14 protein-coding genes are annotated in these 17,393 nt (G+C 30.1%); 10 read left to right on the top strand and 4 right to left on the bottom strand.

What is annotated here, in order from left to right; genetic code table 11:
* The first annotated feature begins 20 nt into the window (after positions 1-20).
* Both polA and BA195_RS02925 read left to right on the top strand, forming a co-directional pair.
* On the top strand, positions 21-2,861 hold the full coding sequence (gene polA / locus BA195_RS02930; RefSeq protein WP_068702272.1) for a DNA polymerase I: 2,841 nt from the start codon (positions 21-23) through the stop codon (positions 2,859-2,861).
* A gap of 9 nt (positions 2,862-2,870) precedes the next feature.
* Entirely contained in the window at positions 2,871-3,260 is a 390-nt protein-coding gene (locus BA195_RS02925; RefSeq protein ID WP_068702270.1) for a hypothetical protein, read from the top strand.
* Between the two features lie 14 nt (positions 3,261-3,274).
* Here BA195_RS02925 and BA195_RS02920 read toward each other — a convergent pair whose 3' ends face one another.
* From BA195_RS02920 to BA195_RS02910, 3 genes are read right to left on the bottom strand one after another with little or no spacing between them, the layout of a single operon-like run.
* On the bottom strand, positions 3,275-4,687 hold the full coding sequence (locus BA195_RS02920) for a KAP family P-loop NTPase fold protein (RefSeq protein ID WP_068702268.1): 1,413 nt from the start codon (positions 4,685-4,687) through the stop codon (positions 3,275-3,277).
* 50 nt (positions 4,688-4,737) lie between these two features.
* Positions 4,738-6,333: an Ig-like domain-containing domain gene (locus BA195_RS02915; RefSeq protein WP_245662310.1), complete on the bottom strand. Its 1,596-nt coding sequence runs from the start codon at positions 6,331-6,333 to the stop codon at positions 4,738-4,740.
* Positions 6,334-6,386: 53 nt separating this feature from the next.
* Positions 6,387-7,079: a ComF family protein gene (locus BA195_RS02910; protein ID WP_068702263.1), complete on the bottom strand. Its 693-nt coding sequence runs from the start codon at positions 7,077-7,079 to the stop codon at positions 6,387-6,389.
* A gap of 54 nt (positions 7,080-7,133) precedes the next feature.
* On the opposite strand from BA195_RS02910, the gene BA195_RS02905 reads away from it, so the two are divergent.
* The 5 genes from BA195_RS02905 to BA195_RS02885 all read left to right on the top strand — a co-directional run bounded on the left by BA195_RS02905 (position 7,134) and on the right by BA195_RS02885 (position 11,543).
* Positions 7,134-7,730: a class I SAM-dependent methyltransferase gene (locus tag BA195_RS02905; RefSeq protein ID WP_068702261.1), complete on the top strand. Its 597-nt coding sequence runs from the start codon at positions 7,134-7,136 to the stop codon at positions 7,728-7,730.
* A 6-nt stretch (positions 7,731-7,736) separates the two neighbouring features.
* Positions 7,737-8,636 carry a hypothetical protein gene (locus BA195_RS02900; protein ID WP_068702259.1) on the top strand — a complete coding sequence of 300 codons (900 nt, stop codon included), beginning with the start codon at positions 7,737-7,739 and terminating at the stop codon, positions 8,634-8,636.
* Positions 8,637-8,679: 43 nt separating this feature from the next.
* Complete coding sequence (locus tag BA195_RS02895) at positions 8,680-9,579, top strand: hypothetical protein (protein ID WP_068702257.1); 900 nt, start codon at positions 8,680-8,682, stop codon at positions 9,577-9,579.
* A 99-nt stretch (positions 9,580-9,678) separates the two neighbouring features.
* Entirely contained in the window at positions 9,679-11,220 is a 1,542-nt protein-coding gene (locus BA195_RS02890) for a glycine--tRNA ligase (protein WP_068702255.1), read from the top strand.
* 86 nt (positions 11,221-11,306) lie between these two features.
* A complete protein-coding gene (locus BA195_RS02885) occupies positions 11,307-11,543 on the top strand; it encodes a hypothetical protein (protein ID WP_068702253.1) in 237 nt (78 codons plus the stop codon).
* A gap of 79 nt (positions 11,544-11,622) precedes the next feature.
* Here BA195_RS02885 and BA195_RS02880 read toward each other — a convergent pair whose 3' ends face one another.
* Positions 11,623-14,448 (bottom strand): TonB-dependent receptor, encoded by a 2,826-nt coding sequence (locus BA195_RS02880; RefSeq protein WP_068702251.1) that lies wholly within the window; start codon positions 14,446-14,448, stop codon positions 11,623-11,625.
* Between the two features lie 190 nt (positions 14,449-14,638).
* Here BA195_RS02880 and BA195_RS02875 point away from each other — a divergent pair, with 190 nt between their 5' ends.
* From BA195_RS02875 to serS, 3 genes are all read left to right on the top strand, one after another.
* Entirely contained in the window at positions 14,639-15,580 is a 942-nt protein-coding gene (locus tag BA195_RS02875) for a bifunctional riboflavin kinase/FAD synthetase (protein ID WP_068702249.1), read from the top strand.
* Between the two features lie 154 nt (positions 15,581-15,734).
* Entirely contained in the window at positions 15,735-15,962 is a 228-nt protein-coding gene (locus BA195_RS02870; protein WP_068702247.1) for a helix-turn-helix domain-containing protein, read from the top strand.
* Between the two features lie 66 nt (positions 15,963-16,028).
* Positions 16,029-17,303, top strand: coding sequence for a serine--tRNA ligase (gene serS / locus BA195_RS02865; protein ID WP_068702245.1), 1,275 nt, complete (start codon positions 16,029-16,031; stop codon positions 17,301-17,303).
* Positions 17,304-17,393: the final 90 nt, after the last annotated feature.

Raw genomic sequence — 17,393 nt, 5'->3', positions numbered from 1 at the left:
AATGGGTTTAACATATAAAAATGGCAGATCAAAAACGACTTTTTTTACTCGACGCTTTCGCATTAATATTCAGAGGATATTACGCTTTTATAAAAAATCCACGAATTAACTCAAAAGGAATGGATGTTTCAGCAATTTTAGGTTTTACAAATTCGCTGTTAGATGTTATAAAACGTGAGCGTCCTGATCATTTAGCAGTGTGTTTTGATCGTGGCGGATCGGTCGCCAGAGTGGATGCTTTTCCTGAATACAAAGCCAACAGGCAAGAAACGCCTGAAGCTATAAAAATTGCCGTTCCGTATATCGAAGAAATATTAAAGGCGATGAACATTCCTGCTATTGTAAAAGAAGGATTTGAGGCAGATGATATTATAGGAACCTTAGCTAAAAAAGCCGAAAAAGAAGGCTACCAAACTTATATGGTAACGCCAGATAAGGATTTTGCCCAACTAGTTTCTGAAAATATTTTTATGTATCGCCCACGTTTTGGCGGTGGATATGAAACTTGGGGAATACCCGAAGTACAAGAAAAATTTGGTGTAGAAAGACCCGAACAAGTCATCGATTTTTTAGGGATGATGGGAGATTCTGTTGATAATATCCCTGGATTACCTGGTGTTGGTGAAAAAACGGCCAAGAAATTCTTAGCCCAATATGGTTCTATGGAAAATTTATTGGCAAATACAGCTGATTTAAAAGGTAAAATGAAAGAAAAGGTAGAAGCAAATGCCGAACTTGGACTTTTATCAAAAGAACTAGCAACCATTATGTTAGATGTTCCGGTAGAGTTTCATCAAGAAGATTTTGAAATGTGCCAACCAAATATTGAAGCGACCAAAGAGATTTTTACTGATTTAGAATTTCGTCGTTTAACTGATAATTTTCTAAAAACTTTTGGCGTTTCTGAAAACGCATCCGAAGTTAAAAAAGAGGAAAAAACAACAGCTAAATCAAAAAAGGCAGCTGATAAAAATACCGCTGGACAATTTGATTTATTTGCTACACCTGGTGCAGGAAATGTAACTGAAGATGAAAGTATTTCTGGTTATAAAAACTTACAAAACACTTCTCATTTTTATCAACACATAAATACACCGCTATCAAGAAAGTTATTATTAGCAAAGTTATTACAACAAAAATCCATTTGTTTTGATACCGAAACTACAGGTTTAAAAGCCTTAGAAGTTGAATTAATCGGAATTTCTTTTTCATGGGAAACTGGCAAAGGGTACTATGTTTCTTTTCCTGAAAACCAAGAGGAAACCAAAACTATTTTAGAAGAATTTCGTCCGTTTTTTGAAGCTTCTGAAATTGAAAAAATTGGCCATAATTTAAAATACGATATCAAAGTTTTATCAAATTATAACATGCCCGTAAAAGGAAGGTTGTTTGATACCATGATTGCGCATTATTTGATTAACCCAGATATGCGCCACGGAATGGATGTTTTGGCAGAAACGTATTTAAATTACCAACCAATGCCAATTATTGATTTAATTGGTAAAAAAGGTAAAAATCAACTTTCTATGCGACAAGTTGAAATTACAAAACAAACTGAATATGCTGTTGAAGATGCTGATATTACGTTGCAATTAAAAGAACATTTTACAAAAGAGTTAGAAAGCGGAAATGTTACCAAATTATTTAACGATATAGAAACACCTTTAGTTTCGGTTTTAACCGCAATGGAAATTGAAGGAATCAATTTAAATGTGCCGTTTTTAAAAGAGCTTTCTGTAGATTTAGCAAATGATATTGCCCGCTTAGAAAAAAGTATTTACGAACAAGCTGGCGAAGAGTTTAATATTGCTTCACCAAAACAGTTAGGTATTGTATTATTTGAAAATATGCAATTGGTTGACAAACCAAAGAAAACAAAAACAGGACAATACTCAACCGCTGAAGATGTATTGTCGTTTTTAGCAAAAGACCATCAAATTATTCGCGATATTCAAGAATATCGCCAGTATAAAAAACTACAAAGTACCTATGTTGATGCTTTGCCAAACGAAGTAAACACTAAAACGGGGCGTATTCATACATCTTATGCACAAGCTGTTGCTGCTACAGGTAGATTGAGTTCTAATAACCCGAACTTACAGAATATTCCTATTCGTACAAAACGCGGACAAGAGGTTAGAAAAGCTTTTGTTCCGAGAGATGAAAACCATGTATTACTTGCTGCCGATTATTCGCAAATAGAATTACGAATTATTGCAGCTTTAAGCGAAGAAGAAACGATGATTGAAGCCTTTAAAAATGGAGAAGATATTCACGCTTCAACGGCTGCAAAAGTTTTTAATGTTCCGTTAAATGAAGTTACTCGCGAGCAACGTAGCAACGCAAAAACAGTAAATTTCGGAATTGTATATGGAGTTTCAGCCTTCGGTTTAAGCAATCAAACCGATTTATCTCGTAAAGAAGCAAAAGCATTAATTGATACGTATTACGAAACCTATCCGAAACTTAAAAAATACATGGCTAACCAAGTTGATTTTGCACGTGATAATGGTTATGTAGAAACGATTTTAAACCGTCGTAGGTATTTAAAAAACATCAACTCAAGAAACGCTATCGTTCGCGGAGCTGCTGAGCGTAATGCTGTAAACGCACCAATACAAGGAAGTGCTGCCGATATTATAAAGTTGGCTATGATTAACATTTATAATCGATTTGAAAAAGAAAACTTTACATCGAAAATGCTATTACAAGTGCATGATGAATTGGTTTTTGACGCTCATAAAGACGAGTTAGAAATAATTAAGCCGATTATTAAAGAGGAAATGGAAAATGCTTTTAAAATGGCTGTTCCGTTAGATGTAGAAATGGGAATTGGGCAAAACTGGTTAGAAGCACATTAATAAGAAAAAATGGAACTGGATTATATAGCAAATATAAATGGGCATGATGAAAATCTTGTAAGACTCTACAATTTTAATAAAGCAGAGGCTATTAAGTTTAGAAATTTACTTAAAGAAACCATTATTGAAAAAAGACAGAAGTTAGATTTATCTGAAGTAGATTTTATTGAACCCCGTAATTGTAATTTAATATTCGGTTTGTTTAAATCTGATGAAGGCATTTTAACAAAAGATAACGAAACATTTTTTTGTATTCTTACCTTAAGTGGATTTGAAACTATGTTAAAATTAATAGCACCTTTTTGCGAAAAAGAAACCAGAAGCTATCAATATTTATACGATATTGATAACCCAACCGATTTGTTATTTTGCCCAAGTGCTACCAGTTATGAGGAGTAAAAATTACTAATTTACTAGATTAAATTAGTAATCATTTTTTTATATTCTAATAAATTATATTCTGATTCTGAATTATCGTTTAATATGTTTTCATTTTTTAAAATCAATAATGTGAAATAATACTCGTAACTTTTATTTAAAACATTAAAGTAATTTAAATATTCTTTATAACTTCCAAAAGCAAACATTTTAAGGTTTTCAACTTCAATAGGTGCAAAAGCAACTGCAACTTCTATATATTTACGACTACTTAAATCACTAATTTTTAAATCAACAACATTTTCTTCTAAACTAGAAAAAAAATTAGAAGAAGCTTCTGTAAACTTCCTAAAATCTGTATAATTCACCCTCAAAGATTCATTATATTTTACTCTTTTAGTACTAAAATTAAATAATAATTTAAAATTTTTAGGCTCAAACTCATTCAGAATCAGCAAGTATAAAGTTAAATAAGTTTCAAAAAGAGTCCCCGAATTATTGTGTATAATATTTGGCAACATTAAATCCCCTGAAACATCATTTTCTTTTAATCTTCTTATAATCAAATACTTATTAAGAATTTTCTTTATTCTTCTTGGATTCTGAAAGTGGATGTCCTTAAAAAAATTATTTATTAAATCACCTAATTTATCTTCTTTTACAATTTCAGAATCATCAAAATACTGGTTAACAAGCTTTGAAACATCGACGCTTTGTGGCATTGAAAAAGAAATATCAAAAACTTTTTCTAAATATTCATTTGCCTTAACAACTTCTCCGTATTTTGTTTTTACTGCTTCTATAACTGCTTTTTTGTCAATACCACACAAAAAAATTGTTTTTTTACCAAAAGTGAAAAATAATTTAATTGCTGATAATAAATTCAAAACGTTTTCGGGTTCACATCTATCTAAATCATCAATAAAAACAATATTATATTTTGGTGCTTTTTCTCCTTTAGTAATTTGAGTCTCCCAATTAATAAAATCACGACTAAACTGCTCTTTTAACTCAAAAAAAGTTTGCTCATCAAGATGATCAATCATCGTTGGCATATTAAAATTAGCTATTGGTGTTTTAAAAGTTACTGATTTTGCGAAACCTTCTAATAATTTACTTCCATTTTTAAGAAAATTATCAACTTTAGTATTTGATTTTTTAGCCAAAAACTCTAAAAGGGAACTCGCTAAATTAGCATCACTTTCAAACTGCCAAGCCTCAAAGAAAAAGGGATTAAAAGAACTTCTTAATTCTTTTTCAACGTACTTCATTAAAGTACTCTTACCACTTCCCCAATCTCCATATATTGAAAAAAACTTTATTTCAGAAAATTCTTGCTTGTTTGCAAGGAAAAAAGATTTTATTAAATTCCCCTTTTCTATAATACCAATATAGTCATTTTCATGAGTTAAATTTTCAATCGGTAAATTAGATAAAAGTCTTGACATAGCTTTTTCTATAAAAATAGAAAAAATAAATCATTATCAATCTTACTAATTTATTTAATAACAAAAGTTTCATTCTGAATCCAATTGGCTCTTAACTTAAAAACTTTATCAAAGTATATAACCTGTTCTGGTTGTTTTCTTAACAAGAAATTTCCTGTATCCCAAACACGATTGTTATTTTCATCAATAATTGCTCTAACAGTATATTCTTTTGGTTCTAATAAATTAAACTCAATTTTTTCAGAAGATGAAATATATCTTGTTTTCAACACTTTATCTTTATGTAAAAGTTGAATTACAACAGGATGATTTGTTTCTTTATTAAGATCTAAAATTATACTTCCATAATCTTCAGTGGTAAGCGTTTTAAAATTATAGTTTAACGAATCGTTTGGTGTTTCATATAAATCGATGATTCCTTTTGGTAAAACATCAAATTTATAAGTCATTTTTGGTGTTTTTTCAAATAGAATAGCCAATTTGTTAATTGCTTGTTTTTTTACTTCAAAATTAACATTTACGGTATCTTTATCTACAATCGAAAATTTAGATGTATCAATTCTAACAATGGGATTATTACTTTCTAAAAATAAGGTATCGTTTAAATGTAGTGTTTTACTAATACTTGAAGACATTGTTAACGAGTCTATTTTCTTTTTACGCAAACGAACTTTTATAGTATCAATAAAGTTTTTGTTGGTTACCATAAAGTTTAACGAATCCCTTTTTAAAGGAGTATGCCAGTAATTAAGAGTATCTTTGTCTTTTTCATATTGAAAAAACGATTTAAAAGTATCAGGAACTTTAGACAACAACTTAATGTTCATATTACCCTTTTCACCTTCATAACCAAACTGAATTTTACCTTTTACAATTTCTTTTCCTCTTTTAAATTTAAACGGCTGTTTTTCTTTAAAAATACGAATTGGCTTAGTTATTAGGGTATCTTTTGGTAAAGAAATAGTATCTGTGTAAAAACCTATTTCATCAGTTTTACTATTAAAAAGATAATCACTTGAAGCCTCTTTTAACCCTAGCAATAAATACTTTCCGTCTTTTAAATTGGTAAACTCAAAATTAGTAGAGTCTAAGGTATTAGTAACATAATTAGGTTTTTGTTTGTAAATAACCGAATCAGTATAACTACTATCTAATCGGTATAATAAAACACTAATGTTTTTTAATTTTTCTTTGGTAAAAGCTGTTGTTACCGCTCCTTTTATTTTTAAAGAATCAATATAATTTCCGGTAGAAAAAACGTACTTAAAACTCTCTAATGTATTTTTTTCATTATTATCTTGAACTGCGTTTCCAAAATTAAAAGTATAGGTCGTATTGGTTCTTAAAGTATCTAAAATTTCAATATTAATATATTTACTTGGTGTACCTTGAGGGGTTATTATTGGCGGGTATTTCAAGGGTGGTGAAATTACTAATTGCTTAGAAATATTTTTTAGTACAATGAATTCATCAAATTCAATTTTAATCTCTTTTTTATTAAAATGAATCGATTCATAGGGTGGGTTGGCTGTAACCATAATTGGCGCGTCTTCATCTTTCGGACCTCCATCTGGCCTACCTCTACGAGCACAACTTATAATTACAATTGATACTAAAACGACTAAAAATAACACCTTATTTTTCACAAATTGATTGTTTAATTTCAACATCAAAAGTACTAAAATAACAGCAACAAAAATTATCCTTTTTTAGTATATGCCATCGTAGCAATGCTTATCGTAATATTTTTTACTTTTAATAATTCTTTACTACAAGCTACTAAAGTTGCTCCAGTGGTAATTACATCATCAATTAACAAAATATGTTTGTTTTTAAATATTTCAACATCAATTAGCTCAAACGTTGTTTTTACATCTAAAAAACGTTCAAAACGATGCTTAAATGTTTGTGTTTTTGTAATTGATGTTTTTACTAAAACTGCTGGCTTATATTCAATATTTAAAATTTCGCTTAATCTTTGTCCGAACATTGTAAGCTGATTGTACCCTCTTTTTTGCCTCTTTTTTTTGTGCAATGGCACTGGAACAATATAATCTATTTCACTAAAAACACCTGACTTCTTTAAACATTCGCCAAACCAATTGGCAATAAATATTCCTAGTTCAGGCTGGCTTTTATATTTTATTTCATGAATAATTTTTTGACTAATACCTTTTTTGTGATAATATATAAAGGAGCGTACATGTTTAACCGATACCTTACCATAAAAAGGCGTCAATAACGTATTATTTACATATTCATTGTCATTTATAATAGGTAATTGATTATTACATAATGTGCATAAATATTGTTCGTTTTGTAATAATGTTACACAACAATTAACACATAAATTAGGATAAAATAAATAGAATATGTCTTTTAAATATTGCATATTTACAAGCAAATTTTTCACAGAAATATACAAAAAACATAATAAAACTACATTTTGAGTAAAAGATTTAATTTTTTTAAAGAAGCTATAAAAAACTACAAAACATCTGGTACAATTGTACCTAGCTCTAAGTATTTAGCTAATAAAATGCTTAAAGATATCACTTTTAAAAAAGCAAAAGTTATTGTTGAACTAGGCCCTGGAAATGGTGCGATAACCCATGCTATTTTAAATAAAATACAACCAAATACCGTATTAATATGTTTTGAAATTAATACCGTATTTTACAACGAATTGAACAAAATAAAGCATCCACAATTAATTATTTTAAAAGCTTCTGCCGAAAAAATAATTCCCGAAATAAAAAAACTTGGTTTTACAAATGTTGATTATATAATTTCTAGTTTACCCTTAACTATTCTTCCTAAAAAAATATCACATAATATTCTACTTAAAAGTCATCAGGCTTTAAATAATAATGGCTTATTTATTCAATACCAATACAGCCTAACTTATTATCAGAAACTACAAAAAGTTTTTGGTAAAAATATTAAACTAAGTTTTGAGCCACTTAATTTTCCACCAGCATTTATTTATAACTGTGTAAAAAATAGTATATTAGTGCCAAATACATCAAAATATTCCTTGTAACCCCCAATGAGTACTACAAAAATAAAGAATACTGGTTTTATAGCCTTTTTACTTGTGTTGATTATTACCATTGGGCTATTATCGTATCAAAATGCTAGTGAATATGCTGATTTAAAGGATGCTTTTAAAATAGAAAAAAAAGAGTTAGAAACAGAGTTAAATAGTGTTATAAAGGATTATGAAACGGCTGTTTCAAACAATAATAATATTTCTTTAAACCTAAGCAATAAGCTTTATGATATTATAAAACTTAAAGACACCATTAATAGCTTAAGAACTAGTGATTATAGATCGTTTCGTTTTTATCGTAGACGAATTTCAGAATTAGTTACTCAAAATAAAGCTCTTTTTAACCATATAGATTCTTTAAACTTAATAAATAATCAATTATTAACAAAAAATGATAGTGTAACTGAAGTTTTAATTACAAAAGAAAAGCAAAATATTAAATTAAAACATAAAAACAATTCCTTAGATCAGCAAAAAAAAGAGTTGAAACAAAAAATTGCAATTGCAGAAATTATTGAAATTTCATCAATAAAGGTAGTAGCGATGAAAAAAAGAAGGAGTGGCAAACATACTTCTACCTCTAGATCTAACAAAACAGATGCTTTTAAAATAGAATTTAATCTGTTAGAAAATAATATTATTAGCCCAGGGCCTAAACCTATTTACATTCAAATAATAAATAATAAAAACGTACTTTTTCCTGCAAAAGAAGTAACCTTAAAAAACAAAGATAAAATACTTTGCAACGATATATTAGCTGCTAAATATCATAATAAACAGCTTTCGATAGTATCATTTATTAATGTAAATAGAAATAAAATTAATAAAGGCCTCTACAAAATTAATGTTTTTGTTGATGGCTTTTATGCAAAAAGTACATCTATAGAACTTAAATAACAATGACATAAAAACGATATAGCTAACTAACCCCCCTTAAATTATGACCCCTCAAAAAAGAAAAAACGCGTTTGTAGTTTTATTACTTGTAATAACCCTCTTCCTAACACTATATTCATTTCAAAAAACCAGTCAATACAACGACTTACAGGAAATATTTCAGCAAGAAAGAGCTGATTTAGAAAAAGAACTAGACGAAATGATAAAAGACTATACAGATGTAGTTGTACGTAAAAAACGTCTTTCTAAACGCCTAAAAGTTGAACTTGTTAAAATGAATAATCTTCGCGATTCTATTAAAAATTTACGAATAGACAATTATGATTTAATCATAAAATATCGAAAAAAGATTACCACTTTAGAGCGTGAAAACAGAAATTTGTTTATTCGAGTAGATTCACTTAACACAGCCAATCATGTATTAGCTCAAGAGAATATTATTACCAATGAAATTTTACAACAAAAAGAAACAATCAATACTTCTTTAACTGAAAAGAACAAGGAACTAGAAGAAAAACAAAGAAAAATGGAAACCAAAATAGCACTTGGTGGAGTTATTAAAACTAGTTCTGTTAAAGTTGTTGCCATGAAAGAACGTAGTAGTGGAAAACTAACCTCCACTTCAAGGTCTAGTAAGACAGATGCTTTTAAAATTAACTTCGATTTATTAAAAAACTTAGTTGCCAGTTCAGGAGAAAAATCTGTTTATATTCAAATTATAGACCAAAATAAAAAAGTAATCGCTCCAAAAGGAGTTACCAAATTAAAAGACGGAGGAAAAGTACAATACACCGACTCTATTGAAGTAAATTATAATAACGATAGGCTGAGCCTTGTTTCATTAGTTTTAGTTAACAGAGATGACATTAATAAAGGTAAATATACTGTGAGTGCTTTTGTAGATGGCGTTTACTCAGGAGCTACAGCACTTAATCTTAAATAAAACACTTAAAACAACAGAAAAAGTGAAGAATTTACACAAATTCTTCACTTTTTTCTTTTAGAATGGTATTAGTTTAAAACCTTCTTTTATTTTTGCAGTATGGCAAAACAAGAAGATCAATTTAAAAAAGTATTATCGCACGCAAAAGAATACGGTTATGTATTTCAATCTTCTGAAATATATGACGGATTAAGTGCCGTATACGATTATGCTCAAAACGGAGTAGAGTTAAAGAAAAACATTAGAGATTATTGGTGGAAAGCAATGGTGCAAATGCATGAAAACATTGTTGGTATCGATGCCTCAATATTAATGCATCCAACCACTTGGAAGGCTTCAGGCCACGTAGATGCCTTTAATGATCCATTGATTGATAACAAAGATTCAAAAAAAAGATATAGAGCCGATGTTTTAGTAGAGGACTATTGTCTTAAAATTGAAGGAAAAATTGAAAAAGAAGTTAAAAAAGCTGCAAAACGCTTTGGAGACTCTTTTAATAAAGATGAATTTATTACTACCAATGGTCGTGTTTTAGGCTATCAAGAAAAAATAAATACCATTTTATCTCGCTTAGGGAAATCTCTAGAAAACGAAGATTTAGATGATGTAAAATTATTAATTGAAGAATTAGAAATTGCCGATCCGTTAACAGGTTCTAAAAACTGGACAGAGGTTAAACAATTCAACTTAATGTTTGGTACTAAATTAGGTGCATCCGCCGAAAGTGCAATGGATTTATATTTACGTCCAGAAACAGCACAAGGTATTTTTGTAAACTTTTTAAACGTTCAAAAAACTGGTCGAATGAAAATTCCTTTCGGAATTGCACAAACCGGTAAAGCTTTTCGTAACGAAATTGTTGCGCGTCAATTTATTTTTAGAATGCGTGAATTTGAACAGATGGAAATGCAATTTTTTGTAAAACCAGGAACACAAGAAGAATGGTATAATAAATGGAAAGAAACACGTTTAAAATGGCATTTATCACTAGGTATGGGTGCTGACAATTATCGTTTTCATGATCATGAAAAATTAGCACACTATGCAGATAATGCTGCTGATATTGAATTTAAATTTCCTTTTGGATTTAAAGAATTAGAAGGAATTCATTCACGTACAGACTTCGATTTAAAAGCACATGAAGAATTTTCAGGAAAAAAATTACAATATTTTGACCATGAAGATAACCAAAGTTATACGCCATATGTAGTAGAAACTTCAATCGGATTAGATAGAATGTTTTTAGCGGTATTTTCAAACGCATTACAAGAGGAAACTTTAGAGAACGGGACAACCAGAACCGTTTTAAAGTTACCTGCTATTTTAGCACCAGTAAAAGCAGCTATCTTGCCATTAGTTAAAAAAGATGGTTTACCAGAAATTGCGCGTAAAATAATGGACGATTTAAAATGGGACTTTAACGTTTCTTACGATGAAAAAGATGCTGTAGGTCGTCGTTACCGCCGTCAGGATGCCAATGGTACACCTTTTTGTATTACTGTTGATCATGATACGTTAAATGATAATTGCGTTACCATTCGTCATAGAGATACGATGGAACAAAAACGCGTTAAAATATCCGAATTGAACAAAATTATAAATCAAGAAGTAGCTGTAAAAAATTGGTTACAAAAAATGTAATTTTTTATTTTTTACAATTTCAAAAAGAAAATCCTAAACTATCTGTTTAGGATTTTTATTTTTACAGCAATTAAAATCATCAGTAAATGAAAACTTTAATCAAAATATTATTTGCCATCTTTTTATGTTGGATGGCTATTGGCGCTTACTTATTAAACACTAATCACTCTAAAGCACAAATAATTATGGGTTTGGGTGTTTTGTTTATGGCTTTTATTTTAATGCCTATATTTATTTATTATCGGTATAGAGACAATAAGTACAAAAAATACATTATCAATGATAAAAAAATAAAAGAATGGATTGATAACAGTAACGAATAAAAAAAGGCTTCATTTAAAAATGAAGCCTTTTTAGTTTATTTATCCGTAACGCTATTAAGTACGTTACATAAAGTTATTCTTAGTTATTGATTGTCCAAGAAACAAAGTACTGAGAACCTATTGCTCCAACACCTGGTGCACTAAAGTATTCTTTACCACCAATATTAGCAGCCCCCACTTTAAATGTAGTTTTCCATGAAGGAATTCTATAATTTAATTGAGCATCAACAACAGTTCTAGCATCTACCATACCATCGTAGAAAGAAGACTCCCATAAGAAAGCATCTTGCCATCTTACGTTTACATTAAATCCTAAGTTTTCAATTATGTTAGTTTTACCAAACTGAAACTTAACTTTATGCTCTGGAGTATTAAACCCTGCTTCAAAATCAGCAGCTTCATCTAAATCAATTTTAGAATATGTATAGTTTAAACCTACATTAAAACCGTCTAATACTTTTGTGTTTAAACCAATTGTTGCTCCATAAGAACTCACATCTTCATCTGAATTACTATCTAAAGCCACACCTTTATAGTCACCAGCTCCTAAAGCTGCAATTGCCATAAAATCTGGAGCTCCAACTGTACCATATAATGGTGCTGCTACATTTTCAGCAGCAATAAAATCTTTGTACTTGTTGTAGTATACGTTTAAATCAATTGCAATCCCTTTAACAACCCCTCTATAACCTACTTCAAACGCAGTAACGTGCTCTGGTTTTACAAAATCTACATCAGATTTTTCTAATAAAGCTACTGCTGTTGGTAATGGTGTACCACTAGCTACTGCTGCTGCAAATGCTCCAGCTGAAGCCTCAGTGTATGAGTTTTCATATGCCATTCTACCTGTTAATACAGCTGTACCTCCAGTACTTAAATTATATGGAGTAGATGTATATCTATCAATATTGTCAGGAGCTGTACCTAATAATATACCATTACCAGCATCTAAACCAATATATTGATCTTGTGTTGTTGGGTTTCTAAAACCTGTTTGTACTGAGGCTCTAAAGTTGTGGTTTTTATCTTCACCTGCTGCATAAGCCAATGATAAACGAGGTGATACATTACCTTTAAAGTTTTGTGCTTTATCATAACGAGCAGAAGCTGTAACTTTTAAACGATCTTCCATTAATTTTTTCTGAATTTGTGTATATACACCATATTCGTCATAATCAATAGGACCATCATAATCTGTAAAAATTGTTCCGCCTGAATTTAATACATATTGTCTGTATGAACCACCTACTTGTACTTCAGCCCAATCAATATAATCTTGTAAATTTAAATTTGCATCTACGTGGTATAGTTTTGTCTCATCTTGAAATTTAGAACCTGTTGCTAAATCTGGATCTTGCTTAACTTTTTCAAAAGCTGAATTATAAGCACTTGATCCTGGCTCAAATCTTCCTGCATCAGCTTGAGAACGGGCGATTGAATGTGCTAAAGGACCGTTACCTGCAGGAACACTTGGTATAGCCCCTCCAAATGCTTGTGCATAAGCACCTACATACTCACCAAACCATTGTGTATCTCCTTTCCATGCTCGGTTGATATTAATTGCAGCAAAACGAGTATCATAAGAATCTCCAGCATCTTCCTTTGTCATGTAACCACGAACAAAGAAACTTTTACCTTTAAATTCTAATTTATGTTGCTCCATGTAAAAATTCTGGATATTATATCTGTTTTGTCCTTGGTAAATAGTGTTACCGGTACCATACTTAGAATTCCAAATAATTTCTAAACGATCATTCCCCCAAGGTCTGTAATGTAATGAACCACCAAATTTTACACTCTTAGCTTCATTAGTCATTAAATCAACGTCTGTATATCCTGTTCTTGAGACAGATTGTGTTCCTTTTGCTGGTAAAGCTGCAAGTGCAGCTGCAGGTAAACGCCCAGCTCCAACTAATAATTCTCCTACAGAATACATATCTTGAGAAACCTCGTCACCATAAGTGTTTAAACCATTATAGTTAGGGTTAGTTGAGTGATTTAGAGAAGTTAAATCTTTTTCATCTCTATAATCAGTTGCATGCCATTCTTCACCTTTTAAGTAAGATAATGTTGCCTTTGCTGCAAATTTATCACTAAAAGCATGTGCCATACGAATGCTTGTATCGTAAAACATATTGTTTCCAGCCGCTTCTTGACTTGTCATTCCTGTTTTTAACACATAGCTGATTCCTTGATCATCAAAAGGACTTTTACTAGTCATAAACATAATTCCGTTAAATGCATTTGCTCCGTATAATGCAGATGAAGCTCCTGGTAATAACTCTACTGTTTTTACATCTAATTCAGACATTCCTAAAAGGTTACCTAATGCAAAGTTTAAGGCTGGAGATGAATTATCCATACCATCTACTAACTGCATAAAACGCTCATTTGCAAACGTTGCAAAACCACGTGTATTTACCGATTTAAATGTTAAACTGTTAGAGTTAATATCTACTCCTTTTAAATTTTCTAAACCATCGTAAAAAGAAGGAGAAGATGTATTTCTAATTGCTCTAGCATCCATTCTTTCAACCGTAACTGGAGATTCCATAATACGTTCTGGAGTTCTAGAAGCTGAAATTACAACTTCGTCTAAAGATGTTGCATTTTCAGTTAAACTAACCTCAACAACTTGATTATTTTTAGTTATTTCAACGTTTTTTGACTGGTATCCTAAAGATGATACTTCAATTGTGAAAGGCGGAGTATCAGTTACCGTCATGGTAAACTTTCCATTAAAATCAGTAGATGTTCCTACAGATTTTCTTAAAACCTTAATGTTTGCTCCTGGTAATGGTCCTCCAAGAGATGCGTCATTTACCGTACCTGTTATGGTCGTCTGAGCAACTATAGTTGCCGTACCAAACAGTACTAATGCAACCAAAAATAGTTTTTTCATCATAATGTATAAAATTTGTTAACTGTAGCGCAAAATACGATTTTTTTTTATTTGTAAAAATTTATCCTTTATTTTATCACTATCCTATTTTAATTGATTTTTATTATCATTTTCATTATTTTATAAGTTTATTTTAACAAATTATATATAAGGTCTTTTACAAATTGTATTTTTGCTTAAATTTTGTACTACTTTGAAAGTTATTCACTCTATTTTCGATTTTACTCCAACCCAAAAAACAATAGTCACTATTGGTACTTTTGATGGGGTGCATATTGGGCATCAAAAAATCATAAAAGAATTAGTTGACGAAGCTAAGAAAACAAATAAAAAAGCTGTTTTATTAACTTTTTTTCCGCATCCGCGGATGGTTTTACAGAAAGATTTATCTATAAAACTGATTAACACAATTGATGAACGCGCACAATACCTGGAAAAACTAGGGTTAGATTATTTAATTATTCACCCTTTTAGTAAAGAGTTTTCAAGGCTTACCGCCTTAGATTTTGTTCGTGATATTTTAGTTAATCAACTAAACACATCGAAATTAATTATTGGCTATGATCATCATTTTGGTAAAAACCGTGAAGGTAATATTGAGCAATTAACCGAATATTCTCATTTATATGATTTCACAGTCGAAGAAATCCCAGCACAAGATATTGATGAAGTTTCGGTAAGTTCAACTAAAATTAGAAAAGCCCTTGCTAACGGACAACTAAAAACGGCAAATAATTATTTAGGATATAATTTTTCATTAACAGGTAAAGTAGTTAATGGAAAACAATTGGGTGGACAAATTGGGTTTCCAACCGCAAATATTAATGTTTTAGAAACCTATAAATTAATTCCTAAAACAGGAGTTTATATTGTACAATCTATAATTGATAACAGTACTATATTCGGCATGATGAATATTGGTAACCGACCAACAGTTAACGGAGATCATCAAACCATTGAAGTTCATTTTTTTAATTTCAATGCCAACTTATACAATCAAACGCTTACCATTGAATTGTTATATTTTTTAAGAGATGAGCAAAAATTCAATTCAGTAAATGATTTAGTTATCCAATTAAAAAAAGATGAAGAAACCGCTATTAACTTTTTAAAAGTTACACCAAAGCCTAATTAAAATTTTTTTTATTCCCCCCAGATATAATAAAATTATTAAATTGGCCTTTAAGTGTAACTTACAAAACCAAAAGTAAATTACTTTAACAAACTCATAATTACATACTTGTCATTATGTTTTAATATGTTTTTTAGAATTTTGGCGTGAAAAAAAAATGGCTATATCTAAATATGAAATAACTCAAAAAAAAATAGCGCTTTGTTTAAAAACATTGCGTGATGAATATAATATTACTTTGAATGATTTTTATATTGATACAGGCATTCATTTAGCAAGAATTGAACAAGGAAAAACTAATGTAACTATATTTACGCTTCACAAAATATGTGATTACTTTAATATAACTATGTTAGATTTTTTTATGCGACTTGAAAAAATATAGTCTAAATAATACATTGCCAAAGTCTACTACTTCTTATATCTTTGCGATTCTTAAAAATTTAAAAAGATGTTACAGGTTCAGTTTATTAGAGAAAACAAACAAACTGTTTTAGACGGATTAGCAAAACGTAATTTTGCAGATGCCGAAACAATTATTAATGATGTATTGACTTTTGATGAAACTCGTAGAGCTACACAAGTTTCTTTAGATAATATATTGGCTGAATCTAATAAAATATCCAAAGAAATTGGCGGTCTTTTTAAATCTGGTGAAATTCAAAAAGCAAACCTTTTAAAAGAAAAAACAGGACAGTTAAAAGAAGAATCTAAGCAATTAACGGAAGATTTAAATCTTACAACTTCTAAATTACAAGACTTATTATATCAAATTCCAAATGTTCCACATGCATCAGTAAAAGCAGGAAAAAACGAAGAAGATAATGAGAAAGTTTTTAGTGAAGGAATTATTCCTGATTTAGATGACAATGCTCTACCGCATTGGGAACTAGCAAAAAAATACGATATTATAGATTTTGAGTTAGGAACTAAAATTACAGGAGCAGGTTTTCCTGTTTATAAAGGTAAAGGTGCACGTTTACAACGTGCATTAATCAACTATTTTTTAGATAAAAATACAGATGCTGGTTATAAAGAAATGCAAGTTCCGCATTTGGTAAACGAAGCTTCAGGTATTGCAACTGGGCAATTACCAGATAAAGAAGGCCAAATGTATCATGCTACCATTGATGATTTATATTTAATTCCAACAGGTGAAGTACCAATTACCAATATTCATAGAAATGATTTGGTAAAAGAAGCTGATTTACCTATTAAATATACGGGTTACACACCATGTTTTCGTCGTGAAGCAGGTAGTTACGGTGCACATGTTCGTGGCTTAAACAGATTACATCAATTTGATAAAGTAGAAATTGTTCGTGTAGAGCATCCTGATAATTCATACCAAGCTTTAAACGGAATGGTTGAGCATATTAAAGATATTTTACGCGAGTTAAAATTACCATATCGTATTTTACGCTTGTGTGGTGGCGATACTGGTTTTACCTCAGCCTTAACTTTTGATTTTGAATTGTACTCAACAGCGCAAGAGCGTTGGTTAGAAATTAGTTCGGCTTCAAATTTTGAAACTTTTCAGGCTAACAGATTAAAATTACGTTTTAAAAACAAAGAAGGTAAAAGTCAATTAGTACATACACTAAACGGAAGTTCATTAGCGTTACCGAGAGTTTTAGCTGGAATTTTAGAAAATTATCAAACTGCTGATGGAATTAAAATTCCTGAAGTATTAATACCTTATTGTGGTTTTGATATGATTGACTAAAGTACTAAACCTAAACTTGTTTTAGATTTACATTAACAGAAATCGTTTATAAGATTCTGAAATAAATTCAGAATGATATTAAAAATAAAA

It is taken from the genome of Tenacibaculum soleae (assembly GCF_001693415.1).
GTDB classification, from domain to species: domain Bacteria; phylum Bacteroidota; class Bacteroidia; order Flavobacteriales; family Flavobacteriaceae; genus Polaribacter; species Polaribacter soleae.
This window is presented reverse-complemented; position numbering and strand designations above follow the sequence as displayed.

What these genes read in the sequence shown, in the direction of transcription:
- polA (WP_068702272.1), top strand. Translation starts at nt 21, where the DNA reads ATGGCAGATCAAAAACGACTTTTTTTACTCGACGCTTTCGCATTAATA.
- BA195_RS02925 (WP_068702270.1), top strand. Translation starts at nt 2,871, where the DNA reads ATGGAACTGGATTATATAGCAAATATAAATGGGCATGATGAAAATCTT.
- BA195_RS02920 (WP_068702268.1), bottom strand. Translation starts at nt 4,687, where the DNA reads ATGTCAAGACTTTTATCTAATTTACCGATTGAAAATTTAACTCATGAA.
- BA195_RS02910 (WP_068702263.1), bottom strand. Translation starts at nt 7,079, where the DNA reads ATGCAATATTTAAAAGACATATTCTATTTATTTTATCCTAATTTATGT.
- BA195_RS02900 (WP_068702259.1), top strand. Translation starts at nt 7,737, where the DNA reads ATGAGTACTACAAAAATAAAGAATACTGGTTTTATAGCCTTTTTACTT.
- BA195_RS02895 (WP_068702257.1), top strand. Translation starts at nt 8,680, where the DNA reads ATGACCCCTCAAAAAAGAAAAAACGCGTTTGTAGTTTTATTACTTGTA.
- BA195_RS02890 (WP_068702255.1), top strand. Translation starts at nt 9,679, where the DNA reads ATGGCAAAACAAGAAGATCAATTTAAAAAAGTATTATCGCACGCAAAA.
- BA195_RS02885 (WP_068702253.1), top strand. Translation starts at nt 11,307, where the DNA reads ATGAAAACTTTAATCAAAATATTATTTGCCATCTTTTTATGTTGGATG.
- BA195_RS02880 (WP_068702251.1), bottom strand. Translation starts at nt 14,448, where the DNA reads ATGATGAAAAAACTATTTTTGGTTGCATTAGTACTGTTTGGTACGGCA.
- BA195_RS02870 (WP_068702247.1), top strand. Translation starts at nt 15,735, where the DNA reads ATGGCTATATCTAAATATGAAATAACTCAAAAAAAAATAGCGCTTTGT.
- serS (WP_068702245.1), top strand. Translation starts at nt 16,029, where the DNA reads ATGTTACAGGTTCAGTTTATTAGAGAAAACAAACAAACTGTTTTAGAC.